At 67.4% G+C, this 17,481-nt stretch carries 18 protein-coding genes; 9 read left to right on the top strand and 9 right to left on the bottom strand.

Going from position 1 to position 17,481, the window contains the following annotated elements; genetic code table 11:
- Both secA and Q1J95_RS07960 read left to right on the top strand, forming a co-directional pair.
- A partial coding sequence (gene secA, locus Q1J95_RS07965; protein ID WP_300266915.1) for a preprotein translocase subunit SecA occupies window positions 1-2,283 on the top strand: 2,283 nt, incomplete at its 5' end.
- Window positions 2,280-3,506: a pyridoxal phosphate-dependent aminotransferase gene (locus Q1J95_RS07960; RefSeq protein WP_300266914.1), complete on the top strand. Its 1,227-nt coding sequence runs from the start codon at window positions 2,280-2,282 to the stop codon at window positions 3,504-3,506. The genes secA and Q1J95_RS07960, both read left to right, overlap by 4 nt.
- Here Q1J95_RS07960 and Q1J95_RS07955 read toward each other — a convergent pair.
- Both Q1J95_RS07955 and Q1J95_RS07950 read right to left on the bottom strand, forming a co-directional pair.
- Complete coding sequence (locus tag Q1J95_RS07955) at window positions 3,430-4,683, bottom strand: hypothetical protein (RefSeq protein ID WP_300266913.1); 1,254 nt, start codon at window positions 4,681-4,683, stop codon at window positions 3,430-3,432. The genes Q1J95_RS07960 and Q1J95_RS07955 overlap by 77 nt on opposite strands.
- A complete protein-coding gene (locus Q1J95_RS07950) occupies window positions 4,680-5,300 on the bottom strand; it encodes an SAF domain-containing protein (RefSeq protein ID WP_300266912.1) in 621 nt (206 codons plus the stop codon). Before Q1J95_RS07950 ends, Q1J95_RS07955 begins: the two co-directional genes overlap by 4 nt.
- 97 nt (window positions 5,301-5,397) lie before the next feature.
- On the opposite strand from Q1J95_RS07950, the gene Q1J95_RS07945 reads away from it, so the two are divergent.
- Window positions 5,398-5,664 (top strand): helix-turn-helix domain-containing protein, encoded by a 267-nt coding sequence (locus Q1J95_RS07945; RefSeq protein ID WP_300266911.1) that lies wholly within the window; start codon window positions 5,398-5,400, stop codon window positions 5,662-5,664.
- A gap of 22 nt (window positions 5,665-5,686) precedes the next feature.
- Here the strand turns inward: Q1J95_RS07945 and Q1J95_RS07940 are convergent, their stop codons facing one another.
- Window positions 5,687-6,310 carry a hypothetical protein gene (locus Q1J95_RS07940; protein ID WP_300266910.1) on the bottom strand — a complete coding sequence of 208 codons (624 nt, stop codon included), beginning with the start codon at window positions 6,308-6,310 and terminating at the stop codon, window positions 5,687-5,689.
- 91 nt (window positions 6,311-6,401) lie between these two features.
- On the opposite strand from Q1J95_RS07940, the gene Q1J95_RS07935 reads away from it, so the two are divergent.
- A complete protein-coding gene (locus Q1J95_RS07935) occupies window positions 6,402-6,788 on the top strand; it encodes an Rv3235 family protein (RefSeq protein WP_300266909.1) in 387 nt (128 codons plus the stop codon).
- Window positions 6,789-6,813: 25 nt separating this feature from the next.
- Entirely contained in the window at window positions 6,814-8,298 is a 1,485-nt protein-coding gene (locus Q1J95_RS07930) for a sensor histidine kinase (RefSeq protein ID WP_300266908.1), read from the top strand.
- 21 nt (window positions 8,299-8,319) lie between these two features.
- Here the strand turns inward: Q1J95_RS07930 and Q1J95_RS07925 are convergent, their stop codons facing one another.
- Window positions 8,320-8,568: a WhiB family transcriptional regulator gene (locus tag Q1J95_RS07925; RefSeq protein WP_300266907.1), complete on the bottom strand. Its 249-nt coding sequence runs from the start codon at window positions 8,566-8,568 to the stop codon at window positions 8,320-8,322.
- 210 nt (window positions 8,569-8,778) lie between these two features.
- Here Q1J95_RS07925 and Q1J95_RS07920 point away from each other — a divergent pair, with 210 nt between their 5' ends.
- A complete protein-coding gene (locus Q1J95_RS07920; RefSeq protein ID WP_300266906.1) occupies window positions 8,779-9,210 on the top strand; it encodes a hypothetical protein in 432 nt (143 codons plus the stop codon).
- 4 nt (window positions 9,211-9,214) lie between these two features.
- Here the strand turns inward: Q1J95_RS07920 and bcp are convergent, their stop codons facing one another.
- Genes bcp through aroA form a run of 3 tightly spaced genes read right to left on the bottom strand, consistent with a single transcriptional unit; the run spans window position 9,215 to window position 12,106 of the window.
- Window positions 9,215-9,691, bottom strand: a complete 477-nt coding sequence (bcp, locus tag Q1J95_RS07915; RefSeq protein WP_300266905.1) for a thioredoxin-dependent thiol peroxidase — start codon at window positions 9,689-9,691, stop codon at window positions 9,215-9,217.
- Between the two features lie 10 nt (window positions 9,692-9,701).
- Window positions 9,702-10,784, bottom strand: coding sequence for a ribosome small subunit-dependent GTPase A (gene rsgA / locus Q1J95_RS07910; protein WP_300266904.1), 1,083 nt, complete (start codon window positions 10,782-10,784; stop codon window positions 9,702-9,704).
- Complete coding sequence (gene aroA / locus Q1J95_RS07905) at window positions 10,781-12,106, bottom strand: 3-phosphoshikimate 1-carboxyvinyltransferase (RefSeq protein WP_300266903.1); 1,326 nt, start codon at window positions 12,104-12,106, stop codon at window positions 10,781-10,783. Before aroA ends, rsgA begins: the two co-directional genes overlap by 4 nt.
- Window positions 12,107-12,211: 105 nt before the next feature.
- On the opposite strand from aroA, the gene Q1J95_RS07900 reads away from it, so the two are divergent.
- From Q1J95_RS07900 to Q1J95_RS07890, 3 genes are read left to right on the top strand one after another with little or no spacing between them, the layout of a single operon-like run.
- Window positions 12,212-12,817, top strand: a complete 606-nt coding sequence (locus tag Q1J95_RS07900; protein ID WP_366945546.1) for a sigma-70 family RNA polymerase sigma factor — start codon at window positions 12,212-12,214, stop codon at window positions 12,815-12,817.
- A complete protein-coding gene (locus Q1J95_RS07895; RefSeq protein WP_300266902.1) occupies window positions 12,814-13,059 on the top strand; it encodes a zf-HC2 domain-containing protein in 246 nt (81 codons plus the stop codon). The genes Q1J95_RS07900 and Q1J95_RS07895 overlap by 4 nt, the downstream gene beginning before the upstream one ends.
- A 40-nt stretch (window positions 13,060-13,099) precedes the next feature.
- Window positions 13,100-14,392 (top strand): GNAT family N-acetyltransferase, encoded by a 1,293-nt coding sequence (locus tag Q1J95_RS07890; protein WP_300266900.1) that lies wholly within the window; start codon window positions 13,100-13,102, stop codon window positions 14,390-14,392.
- On the opposite strand, the gene Q1J95_RS07885 is transcribed toward Q1J95_RS07890, so the two are convergent.
- Together Q1J95_RS07885 and Q1J95_RS07880 are read right to left on the bottom strand one after the other, a co-directional pair.
- Window positions 14,389-15,303 (bottom strand): diacylglycerol kinase family protein, encoded by a 915-nt coding sequence (locus tag Q1J95_RS07885; RefSeq protein WP_300266916.1) that lies wholly within the window; start codon window positions 15,301-15,303, stop codon window positions 14,389-14,391. The two genes, Q1J95_RS07890 and Q1J95_RS07885, sit on opposite strands and share 4 nt — an antisense overlap.
- Window positions 15,304-15,314: 11 nt before the next feature.
- The coding region (locus Q1J95_RS07880; protein WP_300266898.1) for a multifunctional oxoglutarate decarboxylase/oxoglutarate dehydrogenase thiamine pyrophosphate-binding subunit/dihydrolipoyllysine-residue succinyltransferase subunit at window positions 15,315-17,481 on the bottom strand (2,167 nt) is incomplete at its 5' end.

Below are 17,481 nucleotides of genomic sequence, written 5' to 3'. Positions count from 1 at the left end.
GACTACCTGCGCGACAACATGGCGTGGAAGCCCGAGGACCTCGTGCAGCGCGGCCACCACTACGCCGTCGTCGACGAGGTCGACTCGATCCTCATCGACGAGGCACGGACCCCGCTCATCATCTCGGGCCCGGCGTCCGGCGACGCGAACAAGTGGTACGCCGAGTTCGCGAAGGTCGCGCGTCGCCTGGTCCGCGAGGAGGACTACGAGGTCGACGAGAAGAAGCGCACGGTCGGGGTCCTCGAGCCCGGCATCGAGAAGGTCGAAGACTATCTCGGCATCGACAACCTCTACGAGTCGGCGAACACCCCGCTGATCTCGTTCCTAAACAACTCGATCAAGGCCCTCGCGCTGTTCAAGAAGAACACCGACTACGTCGTCATGAACGACGAGGTCATGATCGTCGACGAGCACACCGGCCGTATCCTCGTGGGCCGCCGCTACAACGAGGGCATCCACCAGGCGATCGAGGCGAAAGAGGGAGTCCCGGTCAAGGCCGAGAACCAGACTCTCGCGACCGTGACCCTGCAGAACTACTTCCGCCTGTACGACAAGCTCGCCGGCATGACCGGTACCGCCGAGACCGAGGCGGCCGAGTTCATGTCGACCTACAAGCTCGGTGTCGTGCAGATCCCCACGAACAAGCCGATGATCCGCATGGACAAGGCCGACCTCGTCTACAAGAACGAGACGGCGAAGTTCGACCAGGTCGTCGAGGACATCGCCGAACGCCACGAGAGCGGCCAGCCCGTGCTCGTCGGCACCGTCAGCGTCGAGAAGAGCGAGTACCTCTCGCGGCTGCTGGCGAAGAAGGGCATCAAGCACGAGGTGCTGAACGCGAAGAACCACGCGCGTGAGGCCGAGATCGTCGCCCGTGCCGGCCGCTACGGCGCCGTCACCGTCGCCACGAACATGGCCGGCCGAGGCACCGACATCATGCTCGGCGGCAACGCCGAGTTCCTCGCGGTGCAGGAGCTCAAGTCGAAGGGCCTGGATCCGGCCGAGACTCCCGAGGAGTACGAGGCCGCGTGGGATGAGACCTACGAGGCCATGAAGGGCGTCGTCGCCGAAGAGAGCGCAAAGGTCGCTGAAGCCGGCGGCCTGTACGTGCTCGGCACCGAGCGGCACGAGTCGCGCCGCATCGACAATCAGCTGCGTGGTCGTTCGGGGCGTCAGGGCGACCCCGGCGAGAGCCGCTTCTACCTGAGCCTCACCGACGATCTGATGCGGCTGTTCCAGTCGGGCGCAGCGGAGGCGATCCTCGCGCGCACCAACTTCCCCGACGACGTGCCGATCGAGTCGGGCCTGGTCTCGCGTGCGATTCGCAGCGCCCAGTCGCAGGTCGAGTCACGCAACGCCGAGATGCGCAAGAACGTGCTCAAGTACGACGATGTCCTCAACCGTCAGCGCGAGGCGATCTACGCCGACCGCCGTCACATCCTGCAGGGCGACGACATCGCCGATCGCGTGCAGCACTTCATCGAAGACGCCATCACGGGCGTCGTCGCAGACCACACCTCTGAAGGCCACGAGGAGAGCTGGGATTTCGACGCGCTGTGGACGGAGCTGAAGACGCTGTACCCGGTCGACGTCACCATCGACGAGGTCGTCGCCGAAGCCGGCGGGCGCAAGGGCGGGATCACGACCGCGGGCCTCACCCGCGAGCTGCTCTCAGACGCGAAGATCGCCTACGACAAGCGCGAGGAATCGCTGGGCGAGGCGGCCACCCGCGAGCTGGAGCGTCGCGTCGTGCTGCAGGTGCTCGACCGTCGCTGGCGCGACCACCTGTACGAGATGGACTACCTGAAAGACGGCATCGGCCTGCGTGCCATGGCCCAGCGTGACCCGCTGATCGAGTATCAGCGCGAGGGCTTCGCGATGTTCCAGTCGATGATGGGACAGATCAAGGAGGAGTCCGTCGGCTACCTCTACAATCTTGAGGTCGAGGTCCGTCGTGCCGGCGATCAATCCACCGAGGTCGAGGCGAAAGGTCTCGTCAGCGGGGCGGGGGAGCAGAAGCTCGAGTACTCCGCGCCCAACGACTCCGGCGATGTCGAGGTGCGCAACGAGCGCGGCCAGGTGCAGCAGTCGGCCACGGATCGGCTGAAGGCGGCCGCAGCCGCCGCGGCGGCAAGCGACGGCGAGGCTCCGGCGGCCGCGCCGGCAGCATCCGGCGGTGCGCGTGGCGCTTTCGGTCAGCGTACGGAGGGCCCCGGCGGCGCTGCGCCCGCTCCGCAGAACCGCGAGCAGCGGCGCGCCGCTGGCAAGAAGAAGAAAAGGTGAGCGGCTCGCGCCACTTCGACCAGTCGTCGAAGCTCAAGAACGTCCTGTACGAGATCCGCGGCAAGTCGCTGGTCGAAGCGGCCAGACTTGAGGCTGAGGGACACAACGTCCTCAAACTCAACACCGGAAATCCTGCGATCTTCGGCTTCGACGCGCCGCACCAGATCGTGCGCGATATGCTCGCCGCTCTCCCCACCGCCCACGGCTACAGCGACAGTCGCGGCATCATCTCCGCGCGCCGCGCGGTGGTGAGCCGCTATGAGCAGATCGAAGGCTTCCCACCCTTCGATCCCGATGACGTCTATCTCGGCAACGGTGTCTCCGAGCTGATCACGATGACCATGCAGGCCCTTCTCGATGAGGGTGACGAGGTGCTGATTCCGGCGCCCGACTATCCGCTGTGGACGGCTATGACGAGCCTGGCCGGCGGCACGCCGGTGCACTACCTGTGCGATGAGCAGAGGGGGTGGGAACCCGATCTGGAAGATATCCGCTCGAAGGTGACGCCGAGCACCAAAGCGATCGTGATCATCAACCCGAACAACCCCACCGGCGTCGTGTACTCCCGTGAGGTGCTCGAGGGCCTCGTGCAGATTGCGCGCGAGAACGAGCTGCTGATCCTGTCGGATGAGATCTACGACCGCATCCTCTACGACGACGCCGTACATATTCCCACCGCGACGCTCGCGTCCGATCTGCTGTGTCTGACCTTCAACGGTCTGTCGAAGACGTACCGGGTGGCCGGGTTCCGTTCGGGCTGGATGGTCATCACCGGCCCGCAGGAGAACGCGAAGGGTTTCATCGAGGGCATCACTCTGCTGGCATCGACACGGCTGTGCCCGAATGTGCCCGCGCAGCACGCCGTGCAGGCGGCGCTCGGCGGCGTGCAGTCGATCGACAGTCTCATCGCGCCGACTGGTCGGTTGCATGAGCAGCGTGACATCGCGTGGCAGGGCCTGGAATCGATTCCCGGGGTCTCGTGTGTCAAGCCGCAGGGGGCGCTGTACGCCTTCCCGCGGTTGGACCCGAACGTGCACGAGATCCATGACGACGAGAAGTTCGTCTACGATCTGCTCGTCAGCGAGCACATCCTGCTCGTGCAGGGGACCGGCTTCAACTGGTCGACCCCGGATCACTTCCGGGTGGTCACGCTTCCCGAGCCGCGCGTGCTGGGCGAGGCCATCGAACGACTCGGGAACTTCCTCGCCGACTACCGGCAGTGACGGGTGCGCTGCGAGACCCGGCTGGCTGCAGATGCTCGGCGAGCCGGCGCACGGCGGAGACGAGGGGTGAGCGCGGCGTGACATCGGCCATGGGCCGGGCATGCAGAAGCGCGGCGTCTGCGGCACGCTGATCGAACGGCACGAAGGTGACGTCGGTGATCCCGGCGAAGCGCTCCAGCGCCCGTCGAACCTGCCCGCGCGCATCGATTCCCAACGGGCCCTGCCGGAGCTGATTCACGACGACGGCGATGTGCGCGGTCGGACCGATCATGCTGCGCACCTCGGCGTGGTCACGGAGGAACCGCGAGACCGACAGCGGGTCGGCTGACAGCACGGCCACGATGACGTCGGCCTCGCGCAGGGCCGTGGTGGTCGCCGCATGCCGGCGCGGGCCGGCGAGATCGTCGGAGACTTCTTCATCGGCGTCGAAGGATGCCGCGACATCGACGATCGTGTCGTCGGCCCACTCACGGCAGAGCCGCAGCGTCGTCCCGAGTCGCGCGGCCGAGAGTTCTGGCCAGCGTGACGGCCGGTTGAGGCCACCGAGCACGTCGAGGCTACCGGCGCTCGTCTCGACCCGGGCGGCGAGACGGCTCAGTTCGACGGCATCGAGACTGCCGAGCTCGGCACGACGGCAAGCCGCGGCGATTCCCGGTGCGTCATCGCCGAGTCCGAGAAGCAGCGCGAGCGCCGGCGCGACAGTGTCGGCGTCGACCAGTGCGCAGCTTCGGCCAGCCCTGGTCAGCTCGACGGCGAGCTGGATGGCGAGCGTCGAGCGCCCGGGTGCGCCGTGCGGGCCCCAGACGGCGATGATGCGTCGCTGCGAGGCGCCGGCTGGCGCCGCGGTGTGCGGCGCTTCTTCCGAGAGAGCATCTGCGATCTGCCAGGCTTCGGCGTCTTCCGGCAGCGCCTCGGGCAGACCGAATCGGCCCAACAGCCGTGAGTCTCCGGCGCCGAGCGTCACGATCCTGACACCGGCGCGATCGCACGTTGTCACGAGCTCACTCGTGATCGCCGCGCGCGTGGCCGGGAGGATCACGGCATCCGCCGCGCTGAGGTCAGCAGACGTCAGAGCCGATGGCGGCATGGCACCAGAGATGCGGATGCCTTCGCGTTTGAGTGCCGTACTCAGCTCGAAGGCTCGGGGCTCGTCGAGAGCGATGATCGCCGTGATCACGAGCCTGGCCCGAGGGGAACGATCGACAGCGCGGCGCCACCGGTGATCGCGGCGAGCACGTCGGCGACGTCAGCCCTGTCGATGACCAGCTCGACCGTGGCACTGCTCTGGGCGAGCATGCCGTCGGCCTCGGGGATAGAGGCGACCACGACATCGCCAGACAGAATTCGCGGGGAGTCGAACTCACCGCCATCATTCAGCGGCGGGGCGTACCAGAGCTCGACCGGTGTGCCCACTCGCACGCTCTCGGGTATGCCGACGCTGCTGTCGATGACGATGTTCGTGGTGCTGGCGCTGTCGGCCTCGGCCGTGGCGGCGACCGGCAGCAGCTCGCCGTCCGTCAGCGTTCGTGCGGCGACCATGCCGGGCTCAAGATCCTGCGGGGCGAGATAGCCCGCAGACACGGCACCGAGGCTGACCTCGACGACGCGGAAATCTTCGGAGACCAGCGCTTCTCCCGTGGCGATCGTGCGGTCGGCCTGCAGCATCGGCGTCGTCTGCCTGGCCGAGGACACGATCAACCAGACTCCGGCGATGGAAAGGATGACCAGGGCGATGCCGATGAGGAAGCGGATATCTCCCCAGAACGCCCGCCGGGTACGTGGCTTACTCGTCATGCCCTCATCGTCACAGAAACCGGAGTATCGGGTCGAAAGTTATCCACAGGCGACGCTGGGGCGAGAATATCTGCGCCAGGCAGGGGAGAATGGGATCATGCCCGACTCGCCCGCATCCGCACCTCGCTTCCTCGCCCCCGCGCAGGTCGCCGAGCTCCTCAGCATCGAGGTGGACGAGGTCATCGCGCTGGTGCTGGCCGGTCGGCTGCGCGGGGCCCAGCTGGGAACACCGGCGCGCTGGCGCGTGGCAGAAGACAGCATCACCGAGTACCTCGATGAGCAGACCGAAGAGGCGCGTCGTATGGCGCTGTGGCGTCAGGCCGATGCAGCGAGCTTCCCCGAGGTGTGGGGCCAGCAGCACTAGCCCGGCTCGCAGTGCCGCTGGCTCAGAGCGCCGCGCCGTCGGGCTGCACCCAGATGAGGGCGTCGAAGGGCAGCATCCGAAACGCCCGCACGTTCGCCGCGCGCCGTGCTGTTCCCGCGTCGTGGACGGCCAGATCGAGATGGTCGGCCCCGGCGCGATCGACCGTGCCGTGCAGGGTCTCACCATCACTGAGCGCGAGCCGCAGCGGGATGCGGCGGCGTCCGAAGTCGCGCAGCATGAAGCCGAGCGTCATCCGCTCCCGCAGCGAATCCGGTGCCACCGGGGCGTCGTCGAGTGCTTCCAGCAGAGCCCCGTGATCGGTCTCGAGACTCGTCACAGCGGTCATCGGCGCGATCACGGTTGTCGCCGCCTCGATGACATGGGCGGCGATCCAATCCGCGCCGACCGCGCGTAGGCGCACCGCGCGGCGTGTGCCGTCGGCGAGGCGAAGCGTGACGTCGCGGTCGGCACGCTGCAATCGCTGCAACCGCGTGCGAAAGGTGAGCTTCGCGATGCGCAGGCGCTCGGACTCGGCATCGAGAACAGCGCGCTCGGCCTCCCATTCGGCCGCCAGCTGGCCCTCGAGGTCTTCGAAGATGTTCTCCCAATGCACGCGATCGAGCGTAGGGCAGACAGGGGAGAGCATGTACGAGTTATCCACAAGAAGTGCATCTGGCTCTGCGTGCCGAGGTCCACCCGTGCTGTACTAGCACGCGTTCGATACGAGAGTGATGATGATGACGCTTCATGAGTACTTCGCACCGCAGCCGACGACAGCAGCCGATCTGCCGACCCCGACGCCGCTGCTGCGCAGCCTGACGCAGGGCGTGCTCGAGGTCTTCGCCGGGGTGCGCGAACTCGATCAACTGGCACGCTGGTTCAGCGAAGACGCGTTTCGCAAGCTGGGGGCACGCTCGAATCTCTCTGCGCGTGCGCGCAGTGCCAGGGGAGTGCCGCCGGCACGGCCGGTCTTCGAGATCATCTCGATTCGCGAGACGCATCCGGCCGATGGTGTCGTCGAAGCTGTCGTGATCGTCGCCGGGCCCGGGCGCACGCGCGCTGTCGCCATACGGCTGGAAGGGCTCGATCGGCGCTGGCGGGCGACGTCGTTCGCCGTGCTGTAAGCGGCGCGGCCAGTAGGCTTGAGAGGTGTCAACCCTCAGTGATCTCGTTCATGCACACGGCAGCCTGACCGATAACGACGTCGAGTGGCTCCATCGGCTCTCCGGTGACGGTCAGCTTCTCGCCGACCTCGCCTCAGCCGACATCGTGGTCTGGATCGCGACGAACGACGGATCGTTCGTCGCCGTGGCGCACACGCGCCCGAGCGGCGCTGCGACGCTCTTCTACCGTGACATCGTCGGTGAGCGGGTCAGGCCGCAGTGGCGAACCCAGGTACAGGGCGCGTTCGAATCCGGCGAGATCGTCGACTCGTCCTCGCCCGACTGGTTCGAGGAGACCCCGACGCGCGTCCGCGCCGTGCCGATCGTACGCGAACAGGGCAAAGACGGTGAGCCGACACCCGTGATCGGCGTGCTGACGAGGCATACCAACCTCGGTGAGGTTCGAACGCCGTCCCGGCAGCAGATCACCTTCGACGAGTGCGCTGACGAGCTGTTCCGCATGATCGCGTCGAGTGAGTTTCCCGATCCGGCCGCACCGACGTCGCCGCGCCGGGGTGCGCCGCGTGCCTCGGACGGACTCATCCGCATCGATGTCGACGGCGTCGCCACGTTCGCGAGCCCGAACGCCCTGTCGGCGTTTAATCGCATGGGCTTCGACGACGAGCTCGAGGGCGAGTCGCTCGCTGAGGTGACCACACGCATCCTCCCGGCGACGCGTCAGGTCGATGAGTCTCTCCCCGTCGTCGTCACCGGTCGCGCGCCCTGGCGCACCGACATCGAAGCGCGCGGCGTCACGGTCTCACTGCGTGCGATTCCGCTGAAAGATCACGGTACGCGCACGGGCGCCATCATTCTGTGCCGCGACGTGAGTGAGCTGCGCCACCGTGAGCAGGAGCTGATCACCAAGGATGCGACGATCCGTGAGATCCACCACCGGGTGAAGAACAACCTGCAGACGGTGGCGTCGCTGCTGCGCATTCAGGCGCGGCGTACCCACTCCGATGAGGCGCGCGACGCGTTGACACAGGCGATGCGCCGCGTGGACGCGATCGCTGTCGTGCATGACACGCTCGCCCAGGGGCTGACGCAGACGGTCGACTTCGATGAGGTCTTCCATCGGGTGCTGAAGCTCGTCGCCGAGGTCGCCGCCGCCCCGAACACCCGGGCGCGCACCCAGTCGACCGGGCATTTCGGCGTGCTGCCGAGCGAGTACGCCACACCGTTGGCGCTGGCGCTCACCGAGGTGGTCACCAACGCCGTCGAGCACGGCCTTGCCGGCAAAGAAGGAACGGTCACCATCGATGCCAAGCGCACCGACGAGAAGCTCCGCGTCACCGTGCGCGACACCGGTCACGGACTGCAGGACGGTCGGGTGGGGCAGGGCTTGGGCACCCAGATCATCCGTACCCTGATTCAGGGCGAGCTGGGCGGGTCGATCGAATGGCTCGGCACCGAAGGACAAGGTACCGAGGTCGTCATCGACATTCCCACCCGCTGGCTCAAGAAGTGAGCAGCGGCCGGTGAAGCGTGATCAGGAAGCGCGGCGGGCGCGTGCGGCGCGACGCTTGAGAGCGCGGCGCTCGTCTTCGGAGAGGCCGCCCCAGACGCCGGAGTCCTGGCTGCTCTCGAGTGCATACTGCAGGCAGACCTCGGTGACGGTGCAGGTCGCGCAGACGGCCTTGGCCTTTTCGATTTGGTCGACGGCTGGCCCCGTGTTTCCGACGGGGAAGAACAGCTCAGGGTCGACAGTCAGGCAGGCGGCTTTGTCGCGCCAGTCCATGGGGGCTCCTCGGTGTGGATTCTCGTGAGTAATCGCGGTGCGATAGCTCGGTGGCGGGCGGCGAAAATCGGGTTGCCGTCGCCCAATGGTGTTGCGAGCGCGTGCTCGCCCCACGCCGCTGTGGGAGCACATGACTGTTAACATTGTGTTACAGCTTGGACGCGAAATCAAGGATTTTATGCTTACAAGTCTGATTTCTCAGGAGATGAATTGCGCTCATCAGGTCTCGCATTGACTGCCGCCGCCGTCCTCGCGCTCGAGGGCGTGGCCCTCACCGTCATCGCGATCATCGAGCTGTTCGGGCTCGGGGCCGGCGATGCCGCCATCCTGCCGACGGCGATCGCGCTCATCGTGTTGACGCTCGTCGGCGCGGCCGCCCTGTTCACCTTCGCCGTCGGTACCCGACGCGATCAGACCTGGGCGCGCTCGGGCGGTGTCGTGCTGCAGATTCTCGCCGTCGTGCTCGCGTTGAACTCGCTCACCGTCCAGCCGGTGCCGTGGGGATTCGTCATCGCCGTCGGTGCTCCGGGCGTGATCGGCTTCGTGCTGCTGATCGCGAGCGCCCGGCGCGCATCCGTCACCAGCACGGCAGAGGAGCCCAGCAGCTCGGATGGCGCCGAAGGCGAACCCGAGCCGCGGTGACCGCTCAGGCGTCGATGCCGAGGGTCTTGCGCAGCCGGGCGACGTGGCCGGTGGCTTTGACGTTGTACTGAGCGTGCGTGACGGTCGCTTCCTCGTCGAGGACGAACGTCGAGCGGATGACGCCCTCGATGACCTTGCCGTAGTTCATCTTCTCGCCCCAGGTGCTGTAGGCGGTGTGCACAGCATGATCGGGGTCGCTGAGCAGCGTGAAGGTGAGGCCGTCACGCTCACGGAACGTCGCCAGCTTCGCCGGCTCGTCGCGGGAGATGCCGATGACGCGGTAGCCGGCGCCCTGGAGCGAGGCAATGCTGTCACGGAAGTCGCAGGCCTGCGTCGTGCAGCCCGGGGTCATGGCCGCCGGGTAGAAGTAGAGGATCGTCTTGCTGCCACGCAGATCGTTCAGGCTGACGGCGGTGCCGTCCTGATCCTGCAGCGTGAAATCGGGGGCGGGGGTTCCTGGTTCAAGGCGCTCGGTGCTCACACCATCCAGCCTATCGAGCAGACGACGTGCCCGGCGACGCCTCGGCTTTGTCGGCGAAGGTCTGCAGCAGCCGCTGCAGCGAGTCCAGCCGTGCCAGCTCGGTGTCGCTGAGCTCGCCCTCCTGCGCGGCTTCGATGAGGGCGCAGTCGGGCGCGTCGACCAGGTGCGTGCAGCCGCGCGGGCAGTTCTCGGCGATCGCGGCGAGCTCGGTGAACGAAGCCAGGATGCCTGCCGGATTCACATGGCCCAGTCCGAAGGAGCGCACACCGGGAGTGTCGATGACCCAGCCGCTTCCCTCTGTGCTCTCGTAGCGCAGAGACACGGTCGAGGATGAGGTGTGGCGGCCGCGCCCTGTCACCTGGTTCACATGCCCTGTCGCGCGCTTCGCTGTCGGCACCAGCGCGTTCACGAGAGTCGATTTGCCCACTCCGGAATGGCCGACGAACACGGTGGAGTGTCCGATGAGCGCCTCGCCGATCTCGTCTGTGGGCATCTGGCCGCGGGCGCTGGTGAACACCCGTAGGTCGAGACCGTCGAAGTACGACAGAAAATCGGTCGGATCGGCCAGATCGGTCTTCGTGACGACGAGCAGCGGACGGATGCCGGCATCCAGCGCAGCGACGAGATAGCGATCCACGAGACGCGCACGCGGTTCGGGGTCGGCGGCAGCGACGACGATGAGCATCTGGTCGGCGTTGGCGACGATCACCCGTTCCACCTGGTCGGTGTCGTCCGCGCTCCGGCGCAGCAGCGAAGAGCGCTCGACGATGCCGACGATGCGTCCGAGGGTTCCCTCCGTGCCCGAGGTGTCGCCGACGACGCGCGCCTGGTCGCCCGTGACGATCGGCGTCTTGCGCAGCTCTCTGGCGCGCGTGGTGGTGATGGTGCGCTCGTTCGCGCCGCCTTCGTCGAGCATGACGCTGTAGCGCCCGCGGTCGACGCCGAGCACGCGCCCGATCTGCGCGTCTTCGTGCGCTGGGCGTCGCTTGGTGCGCGGACGGTTGCCCTTCGGATTCGGACGCACCCGGATGCTGCTCTCGTCGAAGTCCTCGAAGTCGTCATCGAGGTCGTCGTCGGGGTCGAGCCAGCTCACGCGGTGGTGCCCTCCAGCATCCGCTCCCACAGCAGCGTGAACTCGGGCAGGGTCTTGGCGGTGGTGCCGATGTCGTCGATGGCGACGCCGGGCACGCGGGTACCGATCAGCGCGCCGGTCGTGGCGATGCGATGGTCGTGGTGCGCGGACCAGTTGCCGCCGTGCAACGGACCGGGGATGATGCGCAGGCCGTCAGGCAGTTCTTCGGCGTGACCGCCCAGCGCTGCGAGGTTCGCGATGAGCGCGGCGATGCGGTCGGTCTCGTGCATGCGGATGTGTCCGATGCCGCGGATCGTCGTCGGTGCGTCGGCGAAGGCCGCGAGTCCGACGATCGTGGGGGTGAGCTCGCTCGCCGCCGACAGATCGAGGTCGAGGCCGCGGATGCTGTCACCGGCGCGCACCGTCAGCACGCCGCTGTGGCGGCTCACGTGTGCGCCCATGGCCTGCAGAATGTCGGGCAGCAGAGCGCCCGGCTGCGTGGAGTGCAGCGGCCAGCCGGTGATGGAGACGTCGCCGCCGGTGGCCATCGCCGCGGCGAGGAAAGGCGCCGCATTGGAGAGATCGGGTTCGATGGCGATGTCCTTCGCCCGCGGAACGCCGGCCTCGACGAGCCATTCGCCCGTCGCGGGGCGTTCGATGCGGATGCCGCGGCGGCTGAGCGACTCGATCGTCATGTCGATGTGCGGCAGGCTCGGCAGGTGCTCGCCGGTGTGCACCAGGTGCAGGCCGACGTCGAAGCGCGCGGCGGCCAGCAACAGGCCCGACACGAACTGGCTCGACGCCGAGGCATCGACCTCGATGCGCCCGCCGCGAATGCGGCCGTGCCCGCGGATCGTGAACGGCAGCGACCACGTTCCCTCGTCGTCGATGTCGACGCCCAAGTCGCGCAGCGCGGTGATCATGGCACCCATCGGACGGTGCAGGGCCGTCTTATGCGCGGTGATGTGGACGTCTTCTTGTGCGAGTCCGGCCAGCGGCGCGATGAAGCGCATGACGGTGCCCGCCTGACCGCAGTCGATGGTTGCGCCTGCGCGCAGCGGCGCGGGCGTCACCTGCAGGTCGGGCCCGAACTCTCCGTCACCGGGGACCTCGTCCACACCGATGCCGAGCGCGCGTAGCGCATCGACCATTCGCTGGGAGTCTTCCGAATGCAACGGCGCGATCAGACGCCCCGGGCCATCGGCGATCGCCGCGATGATCAACTCGCGGTTGGTCAGCGACTTCGAGCCGGGAATGGTCACCGTCGCGTGCACAGCACCGGCGGCGGCGGGGGCGGCGTAGGCGCCCCGGGCGGGGGAAGGGGAATACCGTGTGTCGCTCATCGGTTCCTACCTTAGTGAATGGGTGCGAAAGCACCGAGAGGAGAGGCGATGCTCGCGACACGTGAGTGCGATGAAGATGTCATCACCGGCCTAGACTGGCCGTTAATGGATGACATGGCACCCGTCGACACGCTCGGCGACGCTCGACGCGAGTTCGAGGAACAGGCGATTCCCTTCATGGATCAGCTGTACGCAGCGGCCATGCGCATGACGCGCAACCCGGCCGATGCGGCCGATCTCGTGCAAGAGACCTTCGTCAAGGCATTCGGCTCCTGGTCGTCGTTCACACAGGGCACGAACCTGAAGGCGTGGCTGTACCGCATTCTCACGAACACCTACATCAACATCTATCGCAAGAAACAGCGCGAGCCGTTTCAGGGGACTCTCGATGAGCTCGAGGACTGGCAGATGGGCGGAGCCGAATCGACCACGGCGTCGCACAGCCGCTCAGCCGAGGCCGAGGCGATCGACCGCATGCCGGCATCGGCTGTGAAAGACGCGCTGCAGGAGATTCACGAAGATTTCCGCTTGGCCGTCTACCTCGCCGACGTCGAGGGATTCGCCTACCAGGAGATCGCCGAGATCATGAAGACCCCCATCGGCACCGTGATGAGCCGTCTGCACCGTGGCAGACGAATGCTGCGCGAGTTGCTGTCCGATTATGCCGCAGAGCGAGGGATCGCCGCGGCCGCTACAAGGAGCAAGAAATGACCGATTGCGGCTGTGACAAAGCCCGTCAAGATCTCGAGGAATACCTCCGCAACGAGGTGTGCAAGACCGAGCATTCCGAGATTCGCGAGCACATCGAGAACTGCCCGTCCTGCCAGGGGGAGGCGCTCGTCGCGAGCACGCTGACCGAGGTCGTCGCGCGTGCATGTAAAGAGACAGCACCCGAAGAGCTGCGCGACCAGGTGCTCGCGCGGCTGCGGGCAGCGCAGACGGCCGTTCACTGACCACACGTCGGGTGTCGGTCGGCCCGCGTAGGCTAAAGGGATGACCGACGCACGAGACATCCCCGTCGACCCCACATCGTTTGCTCACCTCGCTGAGCAGCAGCTGACGTATCGCATCATCGACACGTCGTCGACGGCGGATGCTGAGGCTTTCGTACGCGCAGACGCCCGGGGTTTCCTCGACGAAGAACCGACGGATGCCGTCGCCGCCGCGGACGCCGCGGCGATCGCAGAACGCCGCAATATCGGCGTCTTCGAGCAGGGCGCTGCCGTCGGATCGTGGCCGGTGGCCACGATCAACTCCTGGGTGACCCCGCTCACGGTGCCCGGCGGCGAGGTCGACATGTGGGCGATCAGCTCGGTCACGGTCGCCGGGACGCACCGGCGCCGCGGGGTCGCCCGGGCGCTGCTGGAAGGAGAGCTGCGCGCCGCGGCATCCGCCGGTATTGCCGTGGCGGGGCTCACCGTCAGCGAGGCGACGATCTACGGTCGCTACGGGTTCGCCAGTGCCGTTCCGGTGGCGAGGGTCACGGTCGATACCCGCAGAGCGCGGTGGGCCGGCGGCGTGCCCGCCGGAACCGTCGAGTACCTCGACAAGAAGACGCTCAAGGCCGAGCTCGGCGCCCTGCACGAGATCGCGCGTACCCAGCGTGCGGGCCAGATCGCGGGCTGGGAGCACCGCTGGAATCGTGCCGCCGGGCTCGCGGAGGGCGATACGAAGGCCGCCGCCGTGCGCGGTGTGCGCTACCGCGATGAGAACGGCGTCACCCGCGGGGTGATGTCGTACCGGCTCGCCGAGGTTCCCGGGCTGTTCCGTTCGGAGCTGAGCATCAACCAGCTGTGCACGGTCAGCGACGATGCGCTGCGTGCGCTGTGGGCTTTCGCGATCCAGCACGACCTCGTCGACACCGTGAAGGCAGACCAGCGCCCGTTGGACGAGCCCCTGCCGTGGCTGGTGGACGACCGACGCGGCGTTGAAGTCACCGTTCACGACCACGGCTGGCTGCGCGTTCTCGATGTCGAGGCGGCGTTCGGCGCGCGCACCTATCGAGCGCCCGTCGACGTGGTTCTCGCCGTCAGCGATCCGCTCGGGTTCGCGGCGGGCTCCTGGCACCTGCAAGCGGGGGCGAGCGGAGTCAGCGTCACGTCCGCCGATGACCGCGCGGCTGATGTCACGCTGGATGTCGCGACGCTCTCGGCGCTCTACGTCGGCGGAGTCAGCGCCGTGGAGCTGCGCGCCGCAGGCCGACTGGATGCCTCGCCAGAGGTCGCAGCATCCCTCGATGACGCATTGCGCACCGCGCAGGCGCCCGTGCTCGGCATCTGGTACTAGGCGGGAACGCGCAGGGCGAGGGCGCGCGGCAGCACATCGATCGTGAGTGGCAGAGGGCCCAGCGGGTCGCCGTCGGCGTAGCCGGTGAGCCCGTCGGCGTCGATACGGACGCCGCGCACCCGGTGCGTGACGACCGCACGGTCGCGAGTGTGCGTGCCGCGAAACGCTCGCGCGAGCACACTGACCAGGCGCAGCCGTGACGCTGGCCGCACGAACGTCAGATCGAGCAGCCCGTCGGTGTGGTCGGCTTCCGGTGCGATGAGCACGCCGCCGCCGTACGTGGTCGTGTTCGCGACAGCCGTGAGCAGCAGCGGGCCCTCGTACTGACCGGGAGTGCCAGTGGCATCGACCCAGGAGAGCCGGTAGGCGATCGGTTTCAGCAACGCGAACTCGATCGCGATGGCGACGTTGTATCGGGCGCGGCCCTGGGGCCAGCGCATCCGATTCGCCCGCTCGTTGACCTTCGAATCGAAACCACTCGCCAGGATCGTGGCGAAGAGCTCCGGCGAACCGTCCGCACGCCGAACGCGGCCGACATCGATCTGGGTGAGCCGGCCGTCGAAGACGAGGTCGGCGGCGGCGACGGGGTCCCTCGGAATCTTCACGGACGTCGCGAAATCGTTGCCGGTGCCCACCGGCACAAGAGCGATCGGGATGCCCGTGCTGTGGAGCGCGGCGACCGCGAGCCGCATCGTGCCGTCGCCGCCGATGACGACCACCGCATCAGGCCGCTGAGCAGGAGCAGCAGTGAGGGCGCGGCGCGTGTCGGCGAAGTCCCGTCCGCCGTCCACTGCCACGTCCGCGCCGCGCTCGCGCAGGCGCCCGATGGCGCGCACGGCCGCGCGTCCCGCCGTGCCCCCGCGTGCGGCGGGATTGACGACGACGGTGACGCGTAGCCGTGCGCCGGTCAGCTCAGTGCCGATCAGGTCAGGGCGCGCTTGAGCAGATCAGTCTGCTCAACGCTGTGCACCTTCGACGAACCAGCCGCGGGCGAGGCGGATGCCGCGCGTGCCACCGTGCGGAACTGGCGGTCGCCGGGAACTTCAGCGAACGCGAGCGCGAGGAACGGCCAGGCACCCTGGTTCTCGGGTTCTTCCTGCACCCACACCAGCTCGGCGTTGGGGTACGAGTCGGTGATCTCCTTCAGCGCCTCCAGCGGCGTCGGGTACAGCTGCTCCAGCCGCACCAGGGCGATTTCCGGGTTCGGGTTCTTCTCCAGCTCACTGCGCAGATCCCAGTGCACCTTGCCCGAGTGCACGAGCACGCGTGTGACGGCGTTGCGATCGAGATCACGGCTGTCGTCGATCACGGGCGCGAAACGGCCCTGAGTGAAGTCCTCCACCGCACTGGTGGCGCCGCGCAGGCGCAGCATCGCCTTCGGCGTGAAGACAATCAGCGGTCGGCGAGGGCGCGAGTACGCCTGACGACGCAGCAGGTGGAAGTACGAAGCCGGCGTGGAGGGGCGTGCGACGATCATGTTGTCCTGCGCGCACAGCTGCAGGAAACGCTCGATGCGCGCCGACGAGTGGTCGGGACCCTGACCCTCATAGCCGTGGGGGAGCAGCAGCGTGACGCCGGACTGCTGGCCCCACTTCTGCTCTGCCGACGAGATGTATTCGTCGATCACGGCCTGGGCGGTGTTGGCGAAGTCGCCGAACTGGGCTTCCCACAGCACGAGAGCCTCGGGGGCCTCGACCGAGTAGCCGTACTCATAGGCCAGCGCCGCGTACTCACTGAGCAGCGAGTCGTAGACGAAGAATCGTCCCTGGTTCTCGGAGAGGTTCGACAGCGGCAGCCATTCCTGACCGTTCGAGCGGTCGTGCATGACGGCGTGACGCTGCACGAACGTGCCGCGGCGCGAATCCTGGCCAGCCAGACGAACCGGGGTTCCCTCGGCGAGCAGCGATCCGAAGGCGAGAAGCTCGCCGAAACCCCAGTCGATGTTCCCGCTGCGCGTCATCTCGACGCGCTTGTCGAGCAGCTGCTGCACCTTCGGGTGCACGGTGAAGCCATCGGGCTTGTTGGCGAAGGCCTCACCGATGAGCGTCACGACCTCAGCCGCGATTCCGGTGACCTCGGGTTCGCCGACGACCTCATCGACCGGCGCGAGCTCGGGGGCGAGCGGTGTCGCTCCGGTCTCGGCCGCGTGCGTCTCGGCGAAGGCGACCTCCAATCGGCGCTGGAAGTCGTCCTTGGCCTGCTCGTACTCTTCTTCGGTGATGTCGCCACGACCGACGAGCGCCTCGGTGTAGAGCTTGCGCACCGAGCGCTTGGCCTGGATGAGGTCGGTCATCAGCGGCTGCGTCATCGACGGGTCGTCGCCCTCGTTGTGACCGCGGCGGCGGTAGCAGATCAGATCGATCACGACATCGCGGTGGAACCGCTCGCGGTACTCGAACGCGAGCTGTGCCACGCGAATGACTGATTCGGGATCATCGCCGTTGACGTGGAAGATCGGCGCCTGCGTGGTCTTGGCCACGTCGGTGGCATAGACAGAGGTGCGAGCATCCGTCGGTGTCGTGGTGAAGCCGACCTGGTTGTTGACCACGACGTGGATCGTGCCGCCGGTGCGGTATCCGCGCAGCTGCGCCATCTGCAGCGTCTCGACGACCACGCCCTGGCCGGCGAAGGCCGCATCGCCGTGCACGAGGATGGGCAGCCAGGAGAAGGTGCCGATGGGCTTGCGGTCCTGCTTGGCTCGGACGATTCCCTCGAGCACGCCGTCGACGGTCTCGAGATGCGAGGGGTTCGCGGCGAGGTAGACCGGCAGCTCGGACTCGTCGTCAGCGACGAAGGTGCCCTGGGTACCCAGGTGGTATTTGACATCTCCGGAGCCGCGGCGATTGCCGGGCGTCTGGATGCCCTCGAACTCGCGGAAGACGTGACCGTAGGTCTTTCCGGCGATATTGGTCAGCACGTTCAGCCGGCCACGGTGGGCCATGCCGATCGCGGCGCCCTCCAGGCCCGCGGTGGCAGCTCCCTGCAAGATCTCGTCGAGCAGTGGAATGAGCGACTCGCCGCCTTCCAGCGAGAACCGCTTCTGACCGACGAACTTCGTCTGCAGGAACGTCTCGAACGCTTCAGCCTCG

The organism is Microbacterium sp. (assembly GCF_029263575.1).
GTDB lineage: Bacteria > Actinomycetota > Actinomycetes > Actinomycetales > Microbacteriaceae > Microbacterium.
This window is presented reverse-complemented; position numbering and strand designations above follow the sequence as displayed.